The sequence below is a fragment of the Paroceanicella profunda genome, from assembly GCF_005887635.2.
GTDB classification, from domain to species: domain Bacteria; phylum Pseudomonadota; class Alphaproteobacteria; order Rhodobacterales; family Rhodobacteraceae; genus Paroceanicella; species Paroceanicella profunda.
Genome location: NZ_CP040818.1, coordinates 213,616 through 233,064, shown reverse-complemented (window position 1 = coordinate 233,064; position 19,449 = coordinate 213,616). Strand labels below are relative to the sequence as shown.

14 protein-coding genes are annotated in these 19,449 nt (G+C 69.8%); 7 read left to right on the top strand and 7 right to left on the bottom strand.

What is annotated here, in order from left to right:
• Positions 1-183: 183 nt before the first annotated feature.
• The 3 genes from FDP22_RS00990 to FDP22_RS00980 all read left to right on the top strand — a co-directional run bounded on the left by FDP22_RS00990 (position 184) and on the right by FDP22_RS00980 (position 6,730).
• Positions 184-3,756, top strand: coding sequence for an ExeM/NucH family extracellular endonuclease (locus FDP22_RS00990; protein WP_138577146.1), 3,573 nt, complete (start codon positions 184-186; stop codon positions 3,754-3,756).
• 376 nt (positions 3,757-4,132) lie between these two features.
• Positions 4,133-5,059 carry a zinc ABC transporter substrate-binding protein gene (locus FDP22_RS00985; protein WP_170317541.1) on the top strand — a complete coding sequence of 309 codons (927 nt, stop codon included), beginning with the start codon at positions 4,133-4,135 and terminating at the stop codon, positions 5,057-5,059.
• A 102-nt stretch (positions 5,060-5,161) separates the two neighbouring features.
• The gene (locus FDP22_RS00980; RefSeq protein ID WP_138577150.1) at positions 5,162-6,730 is read left to right on the top strand and encodes a trimethylamine methyltransferase family protein; all 1,569 of its coding nucleotides are present in this window, start codon (positions 5,162-5,164) and stop codon (positions 6,728-6,730) included.
• A gap of 532 nt (positions 6,731-7,262) precedes the next feature.
• Here FDP22_RS00980 and FDP22_RS00975 read toward each other — a convergent pair.
• The 4 genes from FDP22_RS00975 to FDP22_RS00960 form a co-directional block, all read right to left on the bottom strand.
• The gene (locus tag FDP22_RS00975; RefSeq protein ID WP_138577152.1) at positions 7,263-7,802 is read right to left on the bottom strand and encodes a hypothetical protein; all 540 of its coding nucleotides are present in this window, start codon (positions 7,800-7,802) and stop codon (positions 7,263-7,265) included.
• Between the two features lie 370 nt (positions 7,803-8,172).
• A complete protein-coding gene (gene ilvC, locus FDP22_RS00970; protein ID WP_277884143.1) occupies positions 8,173-9,273 on the bottom strand; it encodes a ketol-acid reductoisomerase in 1,101 nt (366 codons plus the stop codon).
• Positions 9,274-9,318: 45 nt separating this feature from the next.
• Positions 9,319-9,909: an acetolactate synthase small subunit gene (gene ilvN / locus FDP22_RS00965; RefSeq protein WP_138577154.1), complete on the bottom strand. Its 591-nt coding sequence runs from the start codon at positions 9,907-9,909 to the stop codon at positions 9,319-9,321.
• A 22-nt stretch (positions 9,910-9,931) separates the two neighbouring features.
• Positions 9,932-11,686, bottom strand: coding sequence for an acetolactate synthase 3 large subunit (locus tag FDP22_RS00960; RefSeq protein ID WP_138577155.1), 1,755 nt, complete (start codon positions 11,684-11,686; stop codon positions 9,932-9,934).
• Between the two features lie 434 nt (positions 11,687-12,120).
• On the opposite strand from FDP22_RS00960, the gene FDP22_RS00955 reads away from it, so the two are divergent.
• The 4 genes from FDP22_RS00955 (at position 12,121) to FDP22_RS00940 (ending at position 16,148) form a co-directional block, all read left to right on the top strand.
• Positions 12,121-13,212, top strand: coding sequence for a polyamine ABC transporter substrate-binding protein (locus FDP22_RS00955; RefSeq protein WP_138577156.1), 1,092 nt, complete (start codon positions 12,121-12,123; stop codon positions 13,210-13,212).
• A complete protein-coding gene (locus FDP22_RS00950; RefSeq protein ID WP_138577158.1) occupies positions 13,209-14,318 on the top strand; it encodes an ABC transporter ATP-binding protein in 1,110 nt (369 codons plus the stop codon). The genes FDP22_RS00955 and FDP22_RS00950 overlap by 4 nt, the downstream gene beginning before the upstream one ends.
• 88 nt (positions 14,319-14,406) lie before the next feature.
• Complete coding sequence (locus tag FDP22_RS00945) at positions 14,407-15,309, top strand: ABC transporter permease subunit (RefSeq protein ID WP_138577160.1); 903 nt, start codon at positions 14,407-14,409, stop codon at positions 15,307-15,309.
• Positions 15,309-16,148 (top strand): ABC transporter permease subunit, encoded by an 840-nt coding sequence (locus tag FDP22_RS00940; RefSeq protein WP_138577162.1) that lies wholly within the window; start codon positions 15,309-15,311, stop codon positions 16,146-16,148. Before FDP22_RS00945 ends, FDP22_RS00940 begins: the two co-directional genes overlap by 1 nt.
• Positions 16,149-16,516: 368 nt before the next feature.
• Here the strand turns inward: FDP22_RS00940 and FDP22_RS00935 are convergent, their stop codons facing one another.
• From FDP22_RS00935 to pcaG, 3 genes are all read right to left on the bottom strand, one after another.
• Entirely contained in the window at positions 16,517-17,839 is a 1,323-nt protein-coding gene (locus tag FDP22_RS00935) for a 3-carboxy-cis,cis-muconate cycloisomerase (protein WP_138577164.1), read from the bottom strand.
• Between the two features lie 72 nt (positions 17,840-17,911).
• Complete coding sequence (locus FDP22_RS00930; RefSeq protein WP_138577166.1) at positions 17,912-18,748, bottom strand: 3-oxoadipate:acetyl-CoA acetyltransferase; 837 nt, start codon at positions 18,746-18,748, stop codon at positions 17,912-17,914.
• Positions 18,749-18,834: 86 nt separating this feature from the next.
• Positions 18,835-19,449: a protocatechuate 3,4-dioxygenase subunit alpha gene (gene pcaG / locus FDP22_RS00925; protein ID WP_138577168.1), complete on the bottom strand. Its 615-nt coding sequence runs from the start codon at positions 19,447-19,449 to the stop codon at positions 18,835-18,837.

Genomic DNA, 19,449 nt, shown 5'->3' with positions numbered 1-19,449 from the left:
GTGGAGTGACGCAGGCCCGGTTCAACCGCAGGGCTGGATCGCGCGGGCAGGGGATGCGTGAATGGGTGCGGGACGGGGGCCCGGGGTCCGGAGAGATCTGACGCAATTCTGTCGTCACGTTCGGCCAGTCTCCGCCCCGAACATCCCGCGCCCGGCGCGGCGGCAGCAGCGGAGAGAGAAGCGATGGCATCGTCCGACCTGATTTTCAGCGAGTACGTCGAAGGCAGCAGCAGCAACAAGGCCCTCGAGATCTACAATGGCACCGGCGCCGCGATCGACCTCGCCGCCGCGGGCTACGCGATCGACATCTACTTCAACGGCAACACGACGGCGACGCGCTTCGCGCTCACCGGCACCGTGGCGGCGGGGGATGTCTACGTCTTCGCCCATGCCTCCGCCGACCCGGCGATCCTGGCCGAGGCGGACCAGACCACCGGGTCCGGCCTGTTCAACGGCGACGATGCGATCGTGCTGGTGCGCGGCGAGACGGTGGTCGATTCCATCGGCCAGGTGGGGGTGGACCCCGGCTCCGAATGGGGCGGCGACCCGCTGGGCACCCAGGACATGACCCTGCGCCGCGATGCCGGCGTGCTTGAGGGCGACACCGACCCCGCGGATGCCTTCGACCCCACGCAGGGCTGGACGGCCAGCGCCACGGACGATTTCTCCGGCCTCGGCAGCCATGACACCACCGTGCCGCTGATGATCAACGAGATCCAGGTCTCCACCTCCGGCTCGGACTGGGAGTTCGTGGAACTGCACGGCGCGGCGGGCGCGAGCCTGGACGGCTGGTCGCTCATCGGGCTGGACGGGGACGGCGCGGACGCCGGCACCATCGACCTGGCGATCGACCTCACGGGCCAGAGCATCGGCGCGGACGGGCTGTTCCTGGCCGCCAGCCCGACGGCGCAGAGCACCTATTCCGTCACCGCCGATCTCGGCATCGCCGACAACAGCTTCGAGAACGGCACGTCGAGCTACTTTCTGGTGCACGGGTTCACCGGCGCCGTGGGGGACGATCTCGACGCGCAGGACGACGGCGCGCTGGACAGCACGCCCTGGGACACGCTCGCCGACAGCGTGGCGCTCACCGACGGCGGGGCGGGGGACGCGACCTATGCCGCGGCGGTGATCGGGCCGGACGGCAGCTTCCTGCCCTCCGGCGGGTTCCGCGACGGCGACGGCGGCGCCTGGTCGGAGACCCTGCTCGACTTCTCCACCCCCGACGGCACGCCCGGCGCGCCGAACCCCGCCACCGAGGACCCCGGTGACCCGGACGACCCCGACACCCCCGCTCCCACCGAGCCCACGCTGATCAGCGCGGTACAGGGCGCGGGCGCCGCCTCGCCGCTGGAGGGGCAGCAGGTGATGCTGCGCGCCGTGGTGACCGGCGATTTCCAGAACGGCGACGCGGATGACAGCCGCAACCTCGGCGGCTTCTACCTGCAGGAGGAGGACGCGGACGCGGATGGCGACGCGCGCACCTCCGAAGGCATCTTCGTCTACGACGGCGCCTTCGGCACCGACGTGCAGGTGGGCGACGTGGTGAGCGTGGTCGGCACGGTCTCGGAATATTTCGGCCTCACCGAGCTTACCGCGCTCAGCTCCGTCACGGTGGAAAGTTCGGGCAACGCCCTGCCGACGGCGGCCGCGATCGACCTCTCCACCGTGGGCACCATGGTCGATGCGGGCGGGGACGTGGTGCCGGACCTGGAGTTCGCCGAGGGCATGCTGGTGAGCTTCACCGAGAGCCTGACCATCACCGAGATGTTCAACCTCGACCGGTTCAACGAGATCCGCCTGGTTCAGGGCGACCGGCCCATGCAGTACACCCAGACCCACGCGCCTGACGCCGCGGGCTACGCGGCCTATCTGGAGGAGGTGGGCCAGCACTCCATCACCTATGACGACGGGCTGTCGGTGCAGAACGCCCCGATCACCAACCTTGACGGGTTCGACCCGTTCACCACGGCCACCGCGCCCTCGATGGGCGACACGATCGGCACGCTCACCGGCGTGCTCGACTACCAGTGGGGCGGAGAGTCCTCCTCGCCGACCACCTGGCGCGTGCGTGCGACCAGCGATGGCGAGAACGTCTTCGAGGACACCAACCCCGCCGACACCAGCCCGCAGGAGGTGGGCGGCGACCTGCGCATCGCCAGCCTCAACGTGCTGAACTTCTTCACCACGCTCGACGACGGCTCCCTCACCGCCAATGGCCAGGAGCCGCGCGGCGCCAACACGCCGGAGGAATACCAGCGCCAGCTCGACAAGCTGGTGACCACGCTGGTGGAGATGGATGCCGATGTCGTCGGCCTGGTCGAGATCGAGAACGACCCGAATTCCACCCCGCTCGCCACGCTGGTGGCGGCGCTGAACGCGGAGCTGGGCGTCGGCACCTACGATTACGTGAACACCGGCACTCTGGGCGGAGACGCCATCACCGGCGCCTTCATCTACCGCACCTCCGCGGTGGAGACCCGGGGCGGCTTTGCCACGCTGGAGACGGAGGCCTTCCTCGATCCGCTGGGCACCGGCTCCGACCTCAACCGACCCGCGCTGGCCCAGTCCTTCCGCGACCTGGAGACCGGCAAGTCCTTCACCGCCGTGGTGAACCACCTGAAGTCGAAGGGCAGCCTCTCCGGCGATGCCGCCGACGCGGACCAGGGCGACGGCGCGGGCAACAACAACGCCACGCGCCTCGCCGCCGCCCTCGCGCTGGCCGACTGGCTGGAGAGCGCCCCGACCGGCGAGAAGAGCGGCCGGACCATCATGCTGGGCGATTACAACTCCTACGCCATGGAGGACCCGGTGCAGGCGCTGGTCGATGCCGGCTACGTGGACCTCGCGCGGGAGTTCATCGGCGAGGAGGCCTGGTCCTACGTGTTCGACGGCTATACCGGCACGCTCGACTATGCCTTCGCCAACGAGCGCTGGGCGAGCCTGGTCGCCGGTGTCACGGAATGGCACGTGAATTCCGACGAGGCCGATGCGCTGGACTACAACACCGACTACGGCCGCGACCCGGACATCTTCGATGCGGCTTCGGCCCTGCGCAACTCGGACCATGACCCGGTGATCGTGGGCATCAACCTCGTCGCCGACGTGCGCATCGCCGCCCCGGCGGAGGGCGGTGGCTACGACCGGGTGGACGGGTTCGCCCGCTTCGACCGTGCGCTGGCCGCGGCGCAGGACGGCTGGCGGGTGAATGTCGACGATGGCGCCGCGATCGGTGATTTCGGCACCGCCAACGTGACGGCGGAGGCGCTGATCGTGCGGGCCGACGCGCCGGTGTCCGGCACGCTGGTGCTGGGCGCGGGCGTGGTGGAGATCCGCCTGCGCGGCGAATCGGGCATCGACGTTCTGGGCTCGGAGGGCGCGAACCTCGTGGTGGGCAGCCATGGCGACAACGTGCTGGAGGGCGGCGCGGGCGATGACCGCCTGATGGGCCGCGACGGCGCCGACCTGCTGGCCGGCGGTGCCGGGTTCGACATCCTGCGCGGCGGCGACGGGGCGGACATCTTCCGCCTCGACCTCGGCGCGGAGATCGACGTGGCGGCGGATTTCGACGCGGGCGAGGGCGACCGGATCGACCTCACCGCCTTCGGCTACGCCGGCTTCGAGGCGCTGCAGGAGGACATGGCCGAGCGCCACGGCAACGTGGTCATCGCCACCGACAGCGGGGAGGTCCTGCGGCTGCGCGACACCGCGCTGAGCGATCTCCACGCGGAGGACTTCCTCTTCGCCATCGCCTGAGCCCCCGGAAGGGGCCCGCTCACCCGCCTCCGCGCGGGCGCGGCATCGGGGCGCTGTCCTCCCTCCCGCGCCGGAGGAGACAAACGCTACCGTTGCCGCGCCGGAGGGGACGGCGGTACCGCTGCCCCGCCGGAGAGCACAAGCGCTACCGTTGCCGCGCCGGGGGGACGGCGGTGCTGCTGCCGCGGCGGGGGACAGCAGTGCTGCCGCGCCGGAGGGTACGGGCGGAACCGCTGCCGCACCGGCGGAGGGGCAAGGTGTCCGACCCGCCCTCTCCCGGGCGGCCGCGGCGGCGCCCGTTACACTATAACGGCGCGCTTGCCGCCCGCCGGGCCAGCGGGTATCTCGGGGGGCAATGACATCTCCGGAGACCTCCATGCTGCGATCGTTCATCCTGGTTGCCACCCTCCTGCCGGCGCTCTGGGCCGCGCCGGCGCAGCCGGCCCGCGCCCAGGCGCCGCGGGTGGTGGCCGACATCTCCCCGGTGCGCAGCCTGGTGATGCAGGTGACGCGGGGCGTGGAGATGCCGCCGCCGGGCCTGCTCATCCGGCCGGGCATTTCCCCGCATGACTATGCGCTGCGGCCCTCGGAGGCGCGGATGCTGGCGGAGGCGGACCTTGTCTTCCTCGTCGGGCACGTGCTCACGCCCTGGCTGGAGCCGCCGCTGGGCGCGCTGGCGAGCCGGGCCTATGTGATCGAACTGGGGGAGGTGCCGGGCCTGCCGCTGCCGCCGCTGCCGCCCGACGGCGCGGACAGCGCGCAGGGCGGCCATGGCGGCGTCGACCCGCATCTGTGGCTGAATCCGGACGTGGCGCGCATCTGGCTGCCGGTGATCGCCGATGCGCTGGCGGAGACCGACCCGCCCAATTCCGCGCTCTACCGCCAGAACGCGGAGGAGGCGGTGGCCCGGATCGCGCTGCAGGAGAAGGCCATCGAGCAGCGCATGCGGCCGCTGGCCAAGCAGCCCTACGTGGTGTTCCACGACGCCTACCGCCATTTCGAGCACCGCTTCGGGCTGAGCCATGTCGATGCGGTCCAGCTCTCGGACGCCGCCCGGCCGGGGGCGGCCCATGTCTCCGGGCTGCGCGCGGCGCTGGAGGGGGCCGGGGTGGTCTGCATGTTCACCGAGCCGCAGTTCTCGCCGCGCATGGCCGAGCGGCTGGTGGAGGGTACGCCGGTGCGGCTGGCGATGATCGACCCGCTGGGCAGCACGCTCGCCCCCGGCCCGGGCCTCTACGGCGCGCTGATCGACGCGATCGCCGACAGTTTCGAGACCTGCCTCGCCCCGGAAGACGGCCAGTAGCCCGCCCCGGGGTCGCTCCCGGGGGGAGAGGGTGTCGCATCCGTCGCATCGCGTGGGGCGATGGCTGCGCTAGGCTCGGCCCCCGGGGGATGCAGCAGGAGAATGCGCATGGAGACCGAACCGCGCCGGCGCGGCCGTGGACGCAGCGGCGCACAGGCGGGAAACGACCGGCGGGCCGCGGCCACCGGCCTGCGCCAGACGGCCTGGGGCCAGCCGCAGCTCATCGACGCGCCCACCTGCCCGCTGGACGAGGAGGGCGTGCGCGCGATCGACGACACCGCGATGCGCATTCTCGAGGACATCGGCATCCTGTTCCTGCATGACGAGGCGCTGGACATCCTCACGCGTGCCGGCGCCAGCGTGGACCGCGACACGCGCACCGTGCGCATGGACCGCGAGATGGTGCGCGCGCATATCGCGCTGGCGCCCGCGAGCTTCCGCATCACCCCGCGCAACCCGGAGCGCGCGATCGACATCGGCGGGCACCACCTGGCCTTCGGCAATGTCTCCTCGCCGCCGAACTGCTCCGACCTGGAGCGCGGCCGGCGCAGCGGCGACCGGGAGAGCTTCCGCGACCTGGTGAAGCTCACCCAGCATTTCAACTGCATCCACTTCAACGGCGGCTACCCGGTGGAACCGGTGGACCTGCACGCCTCCACCCGCCATCTGGACTGCCTGCACGACATGCTCACCCTCACCGACAAGGCGGTGCACGCCTACGCGCTGGGGCCCGAGCGCATCGAGGATGCGATGGAGATGGTGCGCATCGCCGGCGGCCTCAGCCACGAGGAATTCGACGCCGCCCCGCGCATGTTCACCAACATCAACTCTTCCAGCCCGCTCAAGCATGACTGGCCGATGCTCGACGGCGCGATGCGCCTCGCCCGGCGCGGCCAGCCGGTGGTGGTCTCGCCCTTCACGCTGGCGGGCGCCATGGCGCCGGTGACGCTGGCCGGCGCCATCGCCCAGCAGACGGCGGAGGCGCTCTGCGCCCTGGTGCTGTGCCAGGCCATCCGCCCCGGGCTGCCGGTGGTGATGGGGTCCTTCACCTCCAACGTGGACATGCGCTCGGGCGCGCCGGCCTTCGGCACGCCGGAATACATGCGCGCCACGCAGATGTCGGGCCAGATGGCGCGGTTCTACGGCCTGCCGCTGCGCGCTTCCAACGCCTGCGCGGCGAATGCCCCCGATGCGCAGGCGGCCTGGGAGAGCGGCTTCTCCCTCTGGGCCTGCAACTCGGGCCGGGCGAACATGGTCTACCATTCCGCCGGCTGGCTGGAGGGCGGGCTCTGCGCCTCCTACGAGAAGTTCGTGATGGATTGCGAGATGCTCCAGCAGGTCATCCATTACAACCGGCCCATCGGGGTGACGGAGGGCGATCTGGCGCTCGATGCCATCGCCGAAGTGGGGCCTTCGGGGCATTTCTTCGGCGCGGCCCACACCCAGGCCCGCTATCAGGACGCGTTCTACGAGCCCTTCCTCTCGGACTGGCGCAACTACAAGGCCTGGGAGGAGGCGGGTGCGGTGCGCACCCCGGAGCGGGCGATGGCACGCTGGAAGCGCATCCTTGCCGAGTTCGAGCCGCCGGAGATGGACCTGGCCATCGCCGAGGAGCTTGCCGAGTTCGTGGAGCGCCGCCGCCGGGAGGGCGGGGCGCCGACGGATTTCTGACACGGCAGGGCCTGCCGCCCCGGGCCCCGCACTGGCGGCCCTCCGTCTCGCGGGATGCGCCCACGGCCTGCGCTTTCATGCGCCGCACCCCGGGGCCTGACGTGCCGAGACGTGCCAGTGCACCCTGCACCGGCGCGCGCTGCGCTGGCGGATGCTCCCTCTCGCGCGGCATCCCCGAGGCCCGGTCCACGCGATGCCCGCGGGCGGTCGGAGGCGGCACGAAACTCCCCGCCCGACGATGCTTGCGCGATGTCCACAGGAGGTTGGCGGCCGCAGGATTGCCACCGCCCGGCGACGCTTGCGCGATCCCCTGTCCTGCAAGGCGCACGGTGAACAAGCGGCCTTGCCTTGCCCCCTGCTGACGGCATCGATCGTGCGGGGCGGGACGCCACGCGTCCGCGCCCGAAGTGGCCGTGCCCGGCCGGCGCCTGCCGGGGCGGCGGCGTTGTCCGGCCCGGTTTCCCACGAAAAACCCCTCGCAGCGGGGCTGCGAGGGGTCTGGTGTCAGCGGCTGTGCCCGGTGGGCGCCGGATCAGGCGCTCGGCACGATGTCATAGACCGTCACGAGGATCCGGCCGTCCGACCCGATCTCCACGAGGTTGGAGCCCACGCGCGCCCAGCGGCTGCCCGGCTGGCTGTTCGGCAGCTTGCCGGAAAGGCGCGACGGCACGGCCTGCTCGCGCACCGAGGTCGGCATCAGGTTGCCGGGCCTGATCTGCTGCAGCGTCGCCTCGGACAGGCTGTGGCCGTGGTGGACGTTGGAGCCGTAGGCTTCCTTGACCACCCGGGCCACCTGGTCCTCGGTGCGGAGCTGGTCGGAGAACTGGGCCCGGCCGATGTGCTGGGTCAGGTCGCGCTCGTCATGAACCATGCCGGGCGCGCGGGCCTGGCCCATCCGGGTCACGGTCGTGCCCATCGGGGTCACGGCGGTGTTGGCCGGGGGGGTCACCACCGTGGAGCTGGGCGGCACAACGTTGCCCTGCGGCGTGCCGGTGCCGTAGGTCTGGGCAAGAACGGGCGCGGCGGCCATGACACTCACGACAGCGGCGATGGGCAGAAAGTTCCGTTTCATGTCGGATCTCCTCCTTTGCTTTGTCTTGCGCCACCCGCGGGTGGCGTTCTGCAGGGAGAACGCGGGCCGGAGTGGAAGGTTCCGGCACGAGCAGGGAAGGGGGAGGCCACCTGCAGCCCGTGAGAGGCGGGGCCGCTGCGGGCACGGCGCAGAGGGGAGAGGCCCCCGGGCAGGGTTTCTCCGGCGGCGCGCTGCGCCCGGTGTATCGGTGCGGAGGAGGGGGGCTCTGTGGCAGTGCCTCCCGGGGGGAGGTCCGCTGCCGGTGGTGGCCCCGGGAGGGAGAGGCGCCGCGGCGGTTCCCCCCCGCGCAGATGTGCGGCGCGGAGGGGGAGGCGGGCGGCCCGGCGTGCGGGGGGCAGGGCCCCCGCGATCAGTTCTTCGACTTGTCGACGAGCTTGTTGGCGCCGATCCAGGGCATCATGGCGCGCAGCTTCTCGCCGACTTCCTCGATCTGGTGGGCGTCGTTGTTGCGGCGGATCGCCTTGAACATCGGCATGCCGGCCTTGTACTCGCGCATCCACTCGGACACGAAACGGCCGTCCTGGATGTCCTTGAGCACCGATTTCATCCGCGCCTTGGTCTCGTCGTAGGGCAGGATCTGCGGGCCGGAGTGGTACTCGCCGAACTCCGCGGTGTTGGAGATCGAGTAGTTCATGTTGGCGATGCCGCCCTCGTAGATGAGGTCGACGATGAGCTTCACCTCGTGCAGGCACTCGAAATAGGCCATCTCGGGCGCGTAGCCGGCCTCGACCAGGGTCTCGAAGCCCATGCGGATCAGCTCCACGAGGCCGCCGCAGAGCACGGCCTGCTCACCGAAGAGATCGGTCTCGCACTCTTCCTTGAAGTCGGTCTCGATGATGCCCGAGCGGCCGCCGCCGATGGCCGAGCAGTAGGAGAGCCCGATCTCGAGCGCGCGGCCCGACGGGTTCTGGTGCACGGCCACGAGGCAGGGCACGCCGCCGCCTTTCACGAACTCGCCGCGCACGGTGTGGCCGGGGCCCTTGGGCGCCATCATGATCACGTCCACGCCCGGCTTCGGCTCGATGAGGCTGAAGTGCACGTTCAGGCCGTGGGCGAAGGCGATGGCCGCGCCGTCGCGCAGGTTGTCGTGGATATGGGCGTAGTAGGTCTCGGCCTGCAGCTCGTCGGGCATGCACATCATGATGACGTCGGCCCAGGCGGCGGCCTCGGCGATGCCCATCACCTTCAGGCCGGCGGCCTCGGCCTTCGCGGCGGAAGCGGAGCCGGGGCGCAGCGCGACGACGACGTTCTTGGCACCGGAATCGTTGAGGTTCTGGGCATGGGCATGGCCCTGCGATCCGTAGCCGACGATGGCGACGTTGAGGCCCTTGATCAGGTTGATGTCGCAATCGCGATCGTAATAGACGCGCATCTGGCGTTCCTTTTCTGCTTTGGTGGTCTTGCGTCCGGCGCGGGCGCCGGGAAGGGGGGCCGGCCCGCTGCCGGGCACGGTGGGGCTGAGCCCGGCCGGAACCCGGCCGGGCCGGCAGGCGGGTCAGCCGTGGCCGCGCTCGCGCTCCAGCTTGCCGGGGCCGCGGGTGATGGCGGCCACGCCGGTGCGGGCGACGTTGATCAGGCCGAGCGGGCGCATCAGCTCGATGAACGTGTCGATCTTGTCCGGCGCGCCGGTCAGCTCGAAGACGAAGCTCTCCAGCGTGGTGTCGACGATATGGGCGCGGAACACCTCGCCCATGCGCATGGCCTCCACCCGGTTCGCGCCGGTGCCGCGCACCTTCACCAGGGCGAGCTCGCGCTCCACATGCGGCGCCTCCACGGTGAGGTCGTGCACGTCGACCACCGGCACCAGCCGGCCGAGCTGCGCCTTGATCTGCTCGATCACCTCGGGCGTGCCGGAGGTGACCACGGTGATGCGGCTGAGGTGGCCCATGTGGTCCACCTCCGCGACGGTGAGGCTGTCGATGTTGAAGCCGCGGCCGGAGAACAGCCCGATCACGCGCGCCAGCACGCCGGACTCGTTGTCCACCAGCACCGCGATGATGTGGCGTTCCACGCGGTCGGCATGCGGGTCGCGCAGGTTGTAGGCGCTTTTCGAGGAGGCGCCTTTCTTGAGGGCGAGGGCGTTCATGTCCGTCTCTCCTTTGCCGCGCTCAGACCAGGACCGCGCCGGAGGTGTCGATGGCACCTTCCGTCGAGGCCTCGCCGAGCAGCATCTCGTTGTGCGCCTTGCCTGAGGGGATCATCGGGAAGCAGTTCTCGTGCTTCTCCACCAGGCAGTCGAGGATGTAGGGCCCGTCATAGGCCAGCATCTCGGCGATCGCCTCGTCCAGATCGGCGGGGTCCGACACCTGCGCGCCCTTCGCGCCGAAGGCCTCGGCCAGCTTCACGAAGTCCGGCAGCGCCTCGGACCAGGACTGGGAGTAGCGCTCGCCGTGCAGCAGCTGCTGCCACTGGCGCACCATGCCGAGGCGCTCGTTGTTCATGATGAACTGCTTGACCGGCGCCTTGTACTGCACGGCCGTGAGCATCTCCTGCATGGTCATCAGCCAGGAGGCCTCGCCGGCCACGTTGATGACCAGTGCCTCCGGATGGGCGATCTGCACGCCGACCGAGGCGGGAACGCCGTAGCCCATGGTGCCGAGGCCGCCGGAGGTCATCCAGCGGTTCGGCGCCTCGAAGTTGAGGAACTGTGCCGCCCACATCTGGTGCTGGCCCACCTCGGTGCAGACGTAGCGGTCATGGTCCTTCGTCAGGGCCTCCAGCCGCTCCAGCGCGTATTGCGGCTTGATCACCGTGTCGGAGCCCTTGTAGGCGAGGCACTTCATCGCCCGCCAGCCGGAGATCTGGGTCCACCAGTCCTCGATCTCGGCGGCGCGGGTGCGCGCGCCCCGGGCCCGCCAGGCCTCCAGCATGTCGGTGAGCACGTTGGCGATGTCGCCGATGATCGGCACGTCGACGCGCACGACCTTGTTCACCGAGGAGGGATCGATGTCGATGTGGATCTTCTTCGACCCGGGGGAGAAGGCGTCGATGCGCCCGGTGATCCGGTCATCGAAGCGCGCGCCGACGCAGATCATCACGTCGCAGTCATGCATGGCCATGTTGGCCTCGTAGGTGCCGTGCATGCCCAGCATGCCCAGCCAGGCTTTGCCCGAGGCCGGATAGGCGCCCAGCCCCATCAGCGTGGAGGTGACGGGAAAGCCGGTGGCCGCGGCGAGGTCGCGCAGCAGGCGGCTCGCCTCCGGGCCCGAGTTGATCACGCCGCCGCCGGTGTAGAGGATCGGGCGTTCGGCGCGCTCGATCAGCTCCACTGCGTCCAGGATCGCGTCGGCATCGCCCTTCACCTGCGGGTTGTAGGTCCACGGCCGGGTGGGTTCGGCGCCGAAATAGGTGCCGGTGGCGAACTGCACGTCCTTCGGGATGTCGATCAGCACCGGGCCGGGGCGGCCGGAGGTGGCGACATGGAAGGCCTTGTGGATGGTCTCGCCCAGCTCGTCCGTGTCCTTCACCAGCCAGTTGTGCTTGGTGCAGGGGCGGGTGATGCCCACGGTATCGGCCTCCTGGAAGGCATCCGTGCCGATCATGAAGGTGGGCACCTGGCCGGTGAGCACGATCATCGGGATCGAGTCGAGCAGCGCGTCGGTCATGCCGGTGACGGCATTGGTCGCCCCGGGCCCGGAGGTGACGAGCACGACACCGGGCTTGCCGGTGGAGCGGGCATAGCCCTCGGCGGCATGGGTGGCGCCCTGCTCGTGGCGCACGAGGATGTGGCGGATGTCGTTCTGCTTGAAGATCTCGTCGTAGATGGGAAGCACCGCACCGCCGGGATATCCGAATACGGTGTCCACACCCTGGTCCTTCAGGGCCTGAACGACAATCTGGGCACCGGTCATCTGACGGGTCATTGCTCTCATCTCCAACTCGGCACCGGAGGGGGGTGCCGGCAATAAAAAAACCCCCGGTCCGGGGGTCATGCGCGCGGGTCCTGCGGGGGTGTCTACCTCCGCCGGGTCGCGCGCTTCCCAAGTACGATGATGCTGATGGTCATGGGCATCTTTCCTCCGCGGCCCTAGATACCACCGGATTCCCGGGGGTCAACCCATAAAAACCCATGTTTGTGTCTCGAATGGTCGAAAACTTGTCATTTTCTTGCTGGAAAGCGCCTTCCGGAGAAATTTAGCGTATTTTCCTCCCCCGGATCGGGGCTCCGGGGGCGCCGGGCCGAGTCTGCCGCGCTGCGGTATGCGGGCCTTGCCGCAACGCAAGAAATCGCTTCCGAAACGCGAAGCCGCTCCTATAGTCGTGGTTAAGGGGAACACTACCAACCGGGAGAATCCGCATGAAAACCACTGCCCTCTGCCTCGTGTCGGCGCTTGCCCTCATGGCGAGCCAGGCCGCGGCGCAGGACAAGGTCCTGAACGTGTACAACTGGTCCGACTACATCGCCGAGGACACGATCGCGAAGTTCGAGGCGGCGACCGGCGCCAAGGTCAACTACGACGTCTATGACAGCAACGAGACGCTGGAGGCCAAGATGCTGGCCGGCAACTCGGGCTATGACGTTGTGGTGCCGACCTCCGACTTCCTGCGCCGTCAGGTGGGAGCGGGCGTGTACATGGAACTGGACAAGTCCAAGCTGCCGAACCTCGCGAACATGGACCCGGACCTGATGAAGAACGCCGCGGTCTACGACGCGGACAACGCCCATTCGGTCGTCTACATGTGGGGTACCACCGGCATCGGCTACAATGTCGAGAAGGTGAAGGAAGCGCTGGGCGAGGACGCGCCGGTGAATTCCTGGGCGCTGGTGCTGGACCCGGCGAATGCCGAGAAGCTGGCCTCCTGCGGCATCTCGATGCTCGACGCGCCGACCGAGATCCTGCCGATCGCGATGAACTACATCGGCCTCGACCCGCGCTCCACCGAGCGGGACGATTTCGAGAAGGGCGCCGACGCGCTCATGAAGGTGCGCCCCTACGTGCGCTACTTCCACTCATCGCAGTACATCAACGACCTCGCGAACGGCGATGTCTGCGTGTCCATCGGCTGGTCGGGCGACGTGTTCCAGGCCCAGGCCCGCGCCGCGGAGGCCGAGAACGGTGTCGAGATCAAGTACGTGATCCCCGACGAGGGCGCGCTGCAGTGGTTCGACATGTTGGCGATCCCGAAGGACGCGCCGCACCCGGAGCTGGCGCTGGAGTTCATCAACTTCATCATGGACGCCCAGATCACCGCCGACATCACCAATTACGTGTGGTACGCGAACGCGAACGCCGCCTCGATGCCGATGGTCGACGAGGAGATCAAGTCCGATCCGGGCATCTTCCCGACCGAGAAGGCTAAGGAGCGGCTCTGGGGCGCGCCGGTGTACGACAGCAAGGTGGACCGGGTGGTCAACCGCCTCTGGACCAAGATCAAGACCGGCGAATGAGCCAGAGCCAGTCGCAGGGAGAGGCGCCGTTCATCCGCCTCTCCGGCATCACCAAGCGCTTCGGCGACTTTACCGCGGTGAACAATCTCTCGCTGGAGATCCGCCGCGGGGAGCTGTTCTGCCTTCTGGGCGGCTCTGGCTCGGGAAAATCCACCCTGCTGCGCATGCTGGCGGGGTTCGAGACGCCCGATGAGGGCGTCATCGAGATCGACGGCCAGCCGATGACCGGCGTGGGCCCGGCCGACCGGCCGGTGAACATGATGTTCCAGAGCTACGCGCTCTTCCCGCACATGAGCGTGGAGCGCAACGTGGGCTACGGGCTGCGCCAGGAGGGCGTGTCGAAGGCCGAGATCTCCGACCGGGTGTCGAAGATGCTCGAGATGGTGCGCCTGAAGCCCTTCGCGGGCCGCAAGCCGCACCAGCTCTCCGGCGGGCAGCGCCAGCGCGTGGCGCTGGCGCGCGCGCTGGTCAAGCAGCCCAAGGTGCTGCTGCTGGACGAGCCGCTCTCCGCGCTGGACGCCAAGCTGCGCGAGGACACCCAGTACGAGCTGATGCAGATCCAGGACCGGCTGAAGACCACCTTCATCGTGGTGACCCACGACCAGGAGGAGGCGATGGTGCTGGCCGAGCGCATCGGGGTGATGGACCAGGGCGAACTGGTGCAGGTGGACACGCCGCGCCATCTCTACGAGTTCCCGAAGAACCGGTTCATCGCCGATTTCGTCGGCTCGGTGAACATGCTGGAGGCCGACGTGCTCGGGCCGGGCAGCGCGATGGGGCAGGTGCGGGTGGACTGCCCGGGTCTCGGCGGGGTGGTGGAAGCCACCTGCGAGGCGATGCCCGCCAGCGGCGCGAAGGCCTGGCTGGCGGTGCGCCCGGAGAAGATCACCATCTCGCGCGATCTCGCCGCCACCACACTGCTGGGCCAGGTCGAGGACCTCGCCTATCGCGGCGACATGACCCAGTACCGCATCCGCATGGCCTCCGGCGTCCGCCTGAAGGTGGCGCGCACCAACCGTGCGCGCGAGAACGAGGCCCCGATCGACTGGGACGACCAGGTGAGCGTGAGCTTCTCCCCGCAGGGCGCGCTGGTGCTCACCGACTGACCCCGCGGGGGCGCGCCGCCCGCGTGCCCCTGTCCCCCCGCAAGACCCGGCCGCGCCGCCCGCGCGCGCGCCCCTTCAGGAGAGCGAGATGAGCGAGACCCCCGACCGCTCCCGCATCGGCAAGCGCCTGGTCATCGGCATCCCGATGCTGTGGCTGCTGCTGTTCTTCCTCATCCCCTTCGCCATCGTGCTGAAGGTGTCCCTCTCCGAGGGGATGATCGCCCAGCCGCCCTACGGGCCGATCCTGGAATGGAGCGAGGACAGCTGGCTGCCCGCCTACGTGGGCTCGCTGTTCAACTACGAGTGGCTGCTGGACGACCCGCTCTACATCACCGCCTACCTGAACTCGATCTGGATGGCGCTGGTCTCCACCTTCTTCTGCCTGGTGATCGCCTATCCGATGGCCTATCTCATCGCGCGGTCCTCTCCCTCCACCCGCACCACGCTGCTGATGATGGTGGTGCTGCCGTTCTGGACCTCGTCGCTGCTGCGCATCTACGCGCTGCTGGGGCTGCTGAGCCCGAACGGCTACATCAACACCGTGCTGATGTGGAGCGGGCTCACCTCCGCCCCGGTGCAGATGCTGCAGACCGATTTCGCCGTGTACCTGGGCATCGTCTTCACCTACCTGCCGCTGATGGTGCTGCCGCTCTACGCCACGCTGGAGAAGCTGGACGAGAGCCTGCTGGAGGCCTCGGCCGATCTCGGCGCCTCCGCCGTCGGCACCTTCTGGCAGGTGACGCTGCCGCTCTCGGGGCCGGGCATCGCGGCGGGCTGCCTGCTGGTGTTCATCCCGGCGGTGGGAGAATACGTGATCCCCGCGCTGATGGGCGGGCCGGACCAGCTGATGATCGGCAAGGTGCTCTACACCGAGTTCTTCGGCAACCGGGACTGGCCGGTGGCCTCGGCGGTGGCCATCGCCATGCTCGCCTTCCTGGTGATCCCGTTCATGATGCTGCGCAATTCCTCGGCGCTGAGAGGAGAAGTGTGATGACCCGCGGACGGATCTTCCTTCTTGCCACCGCGGCCGTGGGCTTCCTGCTGCTCTACGTGCCGCTGCTGATCCTGGTGATCTACTCCTTCAACGCTTCGCGGCTGGTCTCTGTCTGGGGGGGCTGGTCCACGCACTGGTATGTGGAGCTGTTCCGCAACCAGGCGGTGCTGAACGCGGCCTGGATCTCCATCCAGGTGGCGGTGGTCTCCGCCACGGTGGGGACCGCGCTGGGCACGCTGGCGGGCTATGTGCTGTCGCGCTTCGGGCGGTTCCGGCTGCGGCTGTTCTTCACCGGCATGGCCACCGCGCCCATCGTGATGCCGGAAGTGGTGACAGGCCTCTCGCTCCTGCTGCTGTTCATCGCGATGGAACAGGTGATCGGCTGGCCCTCTGGGCGGGGGCTGCTCACCATCATCATCGCGCATTCCACCTTCTGCCTCGCCTATGTGGCGGTGATCGTGCAGGCGCGGCTCACGGATTTCGACCGCTCCATCGAGGAGGCGGCGCAGGATCTGGGGGGCCGGCAGCCCTGGATCTTCTTCCAGATCACCCTGCCGGTGATCGCCCCCGCGCTGATCTCGGGCTGGCTGCTGAGCTTCACGCTGTCCTTCGACGACCTGGTGATCGCGAGTTTCGTCTCCGGCCCCGGGGCCTCCACGCTGCCGATGCTGATCTTCTCCAAGGTCCGCCTCGGGGTGAGCCCGGACGTGAACGCGCTGGGCACGCTGATCATGGCGGTGGTGGCCCTCGGTGTCTTCGCCGGCGCCTGGCAGATGCGCCGGGCGGACCGGATCCGCCGGCGCGACGAGCAGCGCGCCATGCGTGGCGACGCCTGACACTGCCCCCGAAGCCGGGCGCCCCTGACCGGCCTTCCCCTCGGGGGGCATCGAGCCCCCGCTCGGCGAACGGCCCGCGGGGGCGGGCCGGCGCCCGCCCCCGGCCGGTCTTCCGGGGGCACCGGCTCTCCTGGCGCAACCGTAGCACGGGATCCGCCTGCGCCGCCCGGAGCACGGGTGTTCGGGGGGTGCGCCTTGTGGCCGGGGCCGGGCGGTGCGCAGGTTGCGGAGTGTCGCCGCAGGTGGGGACGGGTTGCGATCTGGTGAGCGGGGCTGCGGCAGACGGGCAGGGGGCGCGAGGCTGCCCGGAACTTCCCGGCAGCGGGGCCGGCCCTGGCTTCCCGGGCGCCCGGATCAGCCCCGCGGTATCAGCCCTGCGGTGCGAGCCGTCCGGGGTAGAGCGGGGCGTCCCCGGTGTAGCTGGCGGGGTCCAGCACCGCGTCCCAGTCCAACGCCACGTCGGTGAGGCCGGGCAGCACGGCGCCCAGCGTGCTGTCCTGCGCCAGGGCTTCGGCGCAGGCGCGCTTCACCAGGGTCTGCGCCTCGGGCCGGGGCATGTGGGCGGAGAGGGCGAAGGTGGCCGCCTCGGCCATCATCATGCCGCGGGTGGCGTCGATGTCGGCGCGCATGCGCTCGGGCGCCGCCTCCAGTGTCTGCGCGAGGGTGGCGGCATGGCGCAGCGCCGCCGCGCAGCCCATGCAGAGCGCCGGCAGGGCCATCCATTCCAGCGCCCAGGCCGCCCCGTCGCGCTCCTGCGCGTGGAGCATGGCGTTCTGGATGGTGGAGAGGTCTCCGCCCGCGCGGCGGGCGAGGGTGACGAGGGTCTCCGGCTCCACCGGGTTCGACTTGTGCGGCATGGTGGAGGAGGCGCCGCCGGTGCCGGCGCTGATCTCGCGGATCTCCGACTGGGTGAGCAGGATGATGTCGCCGCCCATCTTGCCCAGGCTCCCGGTCACCATCGCCAGCCAGCCGGCGAGCTCGGCGATGCTGTCGCGCGCCGCGTGCCAGGGGATGGGCGAGGGCGCGAGGCCGAGGGCGTCCGCCACGCCCTCCATCACCTCGGTGCCGCGCCCGGCCAGGGCGGCATTGGTGCCCGAGGCGCCGGCGAGGCTCACGGTGAGCAGGCGCGGGCGCATCTGCGCCAGCCGCTCCCGGTGGCGGGCGAGCGGCGCGGCCCAGACGGCGATCTTCGCGCCCAGCGTGGTCGGCGTGGCCATCTGCGACCGGGTGCGCGCGGCGAGAACGGTGCCGGCGTGGCGGCTCGCCTGCTGTGCCAGCGTGTCGGCCAGCGCGGCGAGCCGGCTGTCGAGGATGTCGAGCAGCCGGCGCAGGCGCAGCACCAGCCCGGTGTCGATCACGTCCTGGCTGGTGGCGCCCCAGTGGATCCATTTCGCATGTTCGGGCGCCTGCATCTCGCGGCGGAAGGCGGCGACGAGCGCGGGGGCGACGACGCCGTCGCGCGCGGTGCCGGCCGCGAGGGCGGCGGGGTCGATCTGCACCTCGCGCGCGGAGCGGGCGATGAAGAAGGCGCTGTCCTGCGGAATGATGCCGAGCCGGCCCTGCACCTCGGCCAGCGCGCCCTCGAAGAGCAGCATGGCGCGGATCTGCGCGGCCTCGGTGAACAGGGCGGCGGCCTCCGCGTCTCCGTAGAGCTCGCGGAACATCACGCTGTCGAAGGGGGAGATAGCCATGGAGCCGTCCTCGAAATGAGTGCGCTGCGGGAGGAGGGGGCGAGGGGAGGGGGCCTCCCCTCCCCATATACCTCAGGCAGCGCGGAGCGGAAGGCCCAGTATCTCGCGCGCCTGCTGCCAGGTGGCCACGGGGCGTTCGTATGTCTCGCAGAGCTCCGCGGCCCGGCGGACCAGCGCTGCGTTGGAGGGGGCGAGCGTGTCGCGGTCCAGCCGCACGTTGTCCTCCATTCCGGTGCGGGTGTGGCCGCCGAGCGCGATGGACCACTCGTTGAGCGTGGCCTGGACGCGCCCGATGCCGGCGCCGCACCAGGTGGCGTCCGGGGCGAGGCGCTTCACGGTGCGGATGTAGTATTCGAACGTGTCCCGGTCCGCCGGCATCGCGTTCTTCACCCCCATCACGAACTGGATGTGCAGCGGGCCCTTCAGCCGCCCGTCCTTCTGCATCGCCACCGCCTGGTGGATGTGGGAGAGGTCGAAGGCCTCGATCTCCGGCTTCACCCCGTAGGTGCGCATCTCGGCGGCCAGCCAGTCGACGAGATCGGGCGGGTTCTCGTAGACCCGGGTGGGGAAGTTGTTCGAGCCCACCGAGAGCGAGGCCATGTCCGGGCTGAGCGGCAACATGCCGCCCCGGGTGCGGCCGGCGCCGGAGCGGCCACCGGTGGAGAGCTGGATGATCATCCCCGGGCAGTGCTTCTCCAGCCCCTCCTTTAGGGCGGCGAATTTCGCGGGGTCCGAGGAGGGGGTCTGATCGTCGTTGCGCACGTGGCAATGGGCGATGGTGGCCCCGGCCTCGAAGGCCTCCTGGGTGCTCTCGATCTGCTCGGCGACGGTGATCGGCACCGCGGGGTTGTTGGCCTTCGTGGGAAGCGAGCCGGTGATCGCCACGCAGAGGATGCAGGGATTGGACATGTCGGTTCTCCGGAAAGGCAGTCGGGAGGGGAGTGCCTCCCCTCCCGGACCCACCCTACGGGGCGGGACCTGTGGCAGGCGTTGCGTCAGATGTCGAAGAAGATCGTCTCCTTCGGCCCCTGGAGGTGGATGTCGAAGGTGTACTCCGCCTCCCCCGTCTTCTGCGCGATCAGCGTGGCCACGCGCACCTGGTGCTCGATGCGCATCAGGATCGGGTCGGCCTTCAGCGCCTCTTCGTCATCGGGAAAGTACATCCGGGTGTGCAGGCCGATGTTGATGCCGCGCGCCACCACCCAGAAGGTGATGTGCGGCGCCATGGGGCGGCCGTCGGGGAAGGGCACGGTGCCCGGGCGCACGGTCTCGAACACGTACTCGCCGGTGGTCATGTCGCCGGGCGAGCGGCCGAAGCCGGTGAAGTTCGGGTCCGCCATGCCGCGCTTCTCCTGCGGGCCGGGATAGAGCCCCTCCGCATCGGCCTGCCAGATCTCGATCAGCGCGTCGCGCAGCGGCGTGCCGGTGCCGTCGAACACCCGGCCGCGCACGGTGATGCGCTCGCCCTTCGTGTGCGCGTTCACCATCCGGCAGCCCAGATCCTCCGGGAAGACGCCGGTGATGTCGCAGAAGTTCGGCACGCAGCCGATGTGCACGTAGGGTCCCGCGGTCTGCGACGCGGTTTCCTTCAGCTGGTCCAGGCCCTGCAT

What these genes read in the sequence shown, in the direction of transcription:
- FDP22_RS00930 (WP_138577166.1), bottom strand. Translation starts at nt 18,748, where the DNA reads ATGTCCAATCCCTGCATCCTCTGCGTGGCGATCACCGGCTCGCTTCCC.
- FDP22_RS00980 (WP_138577150.1), top strand. Translation starts at nt 5,162, where the DNA reads ATGCGCATGGAGACCGAACCGCGCCGGCGCGGCCGTGGACGCAGCGGC.
- FDP22_RS00985 (WP_170317541.1), top strand. Translation starts at nt 4,133, where the DNA reads ATGCTGCGATCGTTCATCCTGGTTGCCACCCTCCTGCCGGCGCTCTGG.
- FDP22_RS00975 (WP_138577152.1), bottom strand. Translation starts at nt 7,802, where the DNA reads ATGAAACGGAACTTTCTGCCCATCGCCGCTGTCGTGAGTGTCATGGCC.
- pcaG (WP_138577168.1), bottom strand. Translation starts at nt 19,449, where the DNA reads ATGCAGGGCCTGGACCAGCTGAAGGAAACCGCGTCGCAGACCGCGGGA.
- FDP22_RS00990 (WP_138577146.1), top strand. Translation starts at nt 184, where the DNA reads ATGGCATCGTCCGACCTGATTTTCAGCGAGTACGTCGAAGGCAGCAGC.
- FDP22_RS00955 (WP_138577156.1), top strand. Translation starts at nt 12,121, where the DNA reads ATGAAAACCACTGCCCTCTGCCTCGTGTCGGCGCTTGCCCTCATGGCG.
- ilvN (WP_138577154.1), bottom strand. Translation starts at nt 9,909, where the DNA reads ATGAACGCCCTCGCCCTCAAGAAAGGCGCCTCCTCGAAAAGCGCCTAC.
- FDP22_RS00935 (WP_138577164.1), bottom strand. Translation starts at nt 17,839, where the DNA reads ATGGCTATCTCCCCCTTCGACAGCGTGATGTTCCGCGAGCTCTACGGA.
- FDP22_RS00940 (WP_138577162.1), top strand. Translation starts at nt 15,309, where the DNA reads ATGACCCGCGGACGGATCTTCCTTCTTGCCACCGCGGCCGTGGGCTTC.
- FDP22_RS00950 (WP_138577158.1), top strand. Translation starts at nt 13,209, where the DNA reads ATGAGCCAGAGCCAGTCGCAGGGAGAGGCGCCGTTCATCCGCCTCTCC.
- FDP22_RS00945 (WP_138577160.1), top strand. Translation starts at nt 14,407, where the DNA reads ATGAGCGAGACCCCCGACCGCTCCCGCATCGGCAAGCGCCTGGTCATC.
- FDP22_RS00960 (WP_138577155.1), bottom strand. Translation starts at nt 11,686, where the DNA reads ATGACCCGTCAGATGACCGGTGCCCAGATTGTCGTTCAGGCCCTGAAG.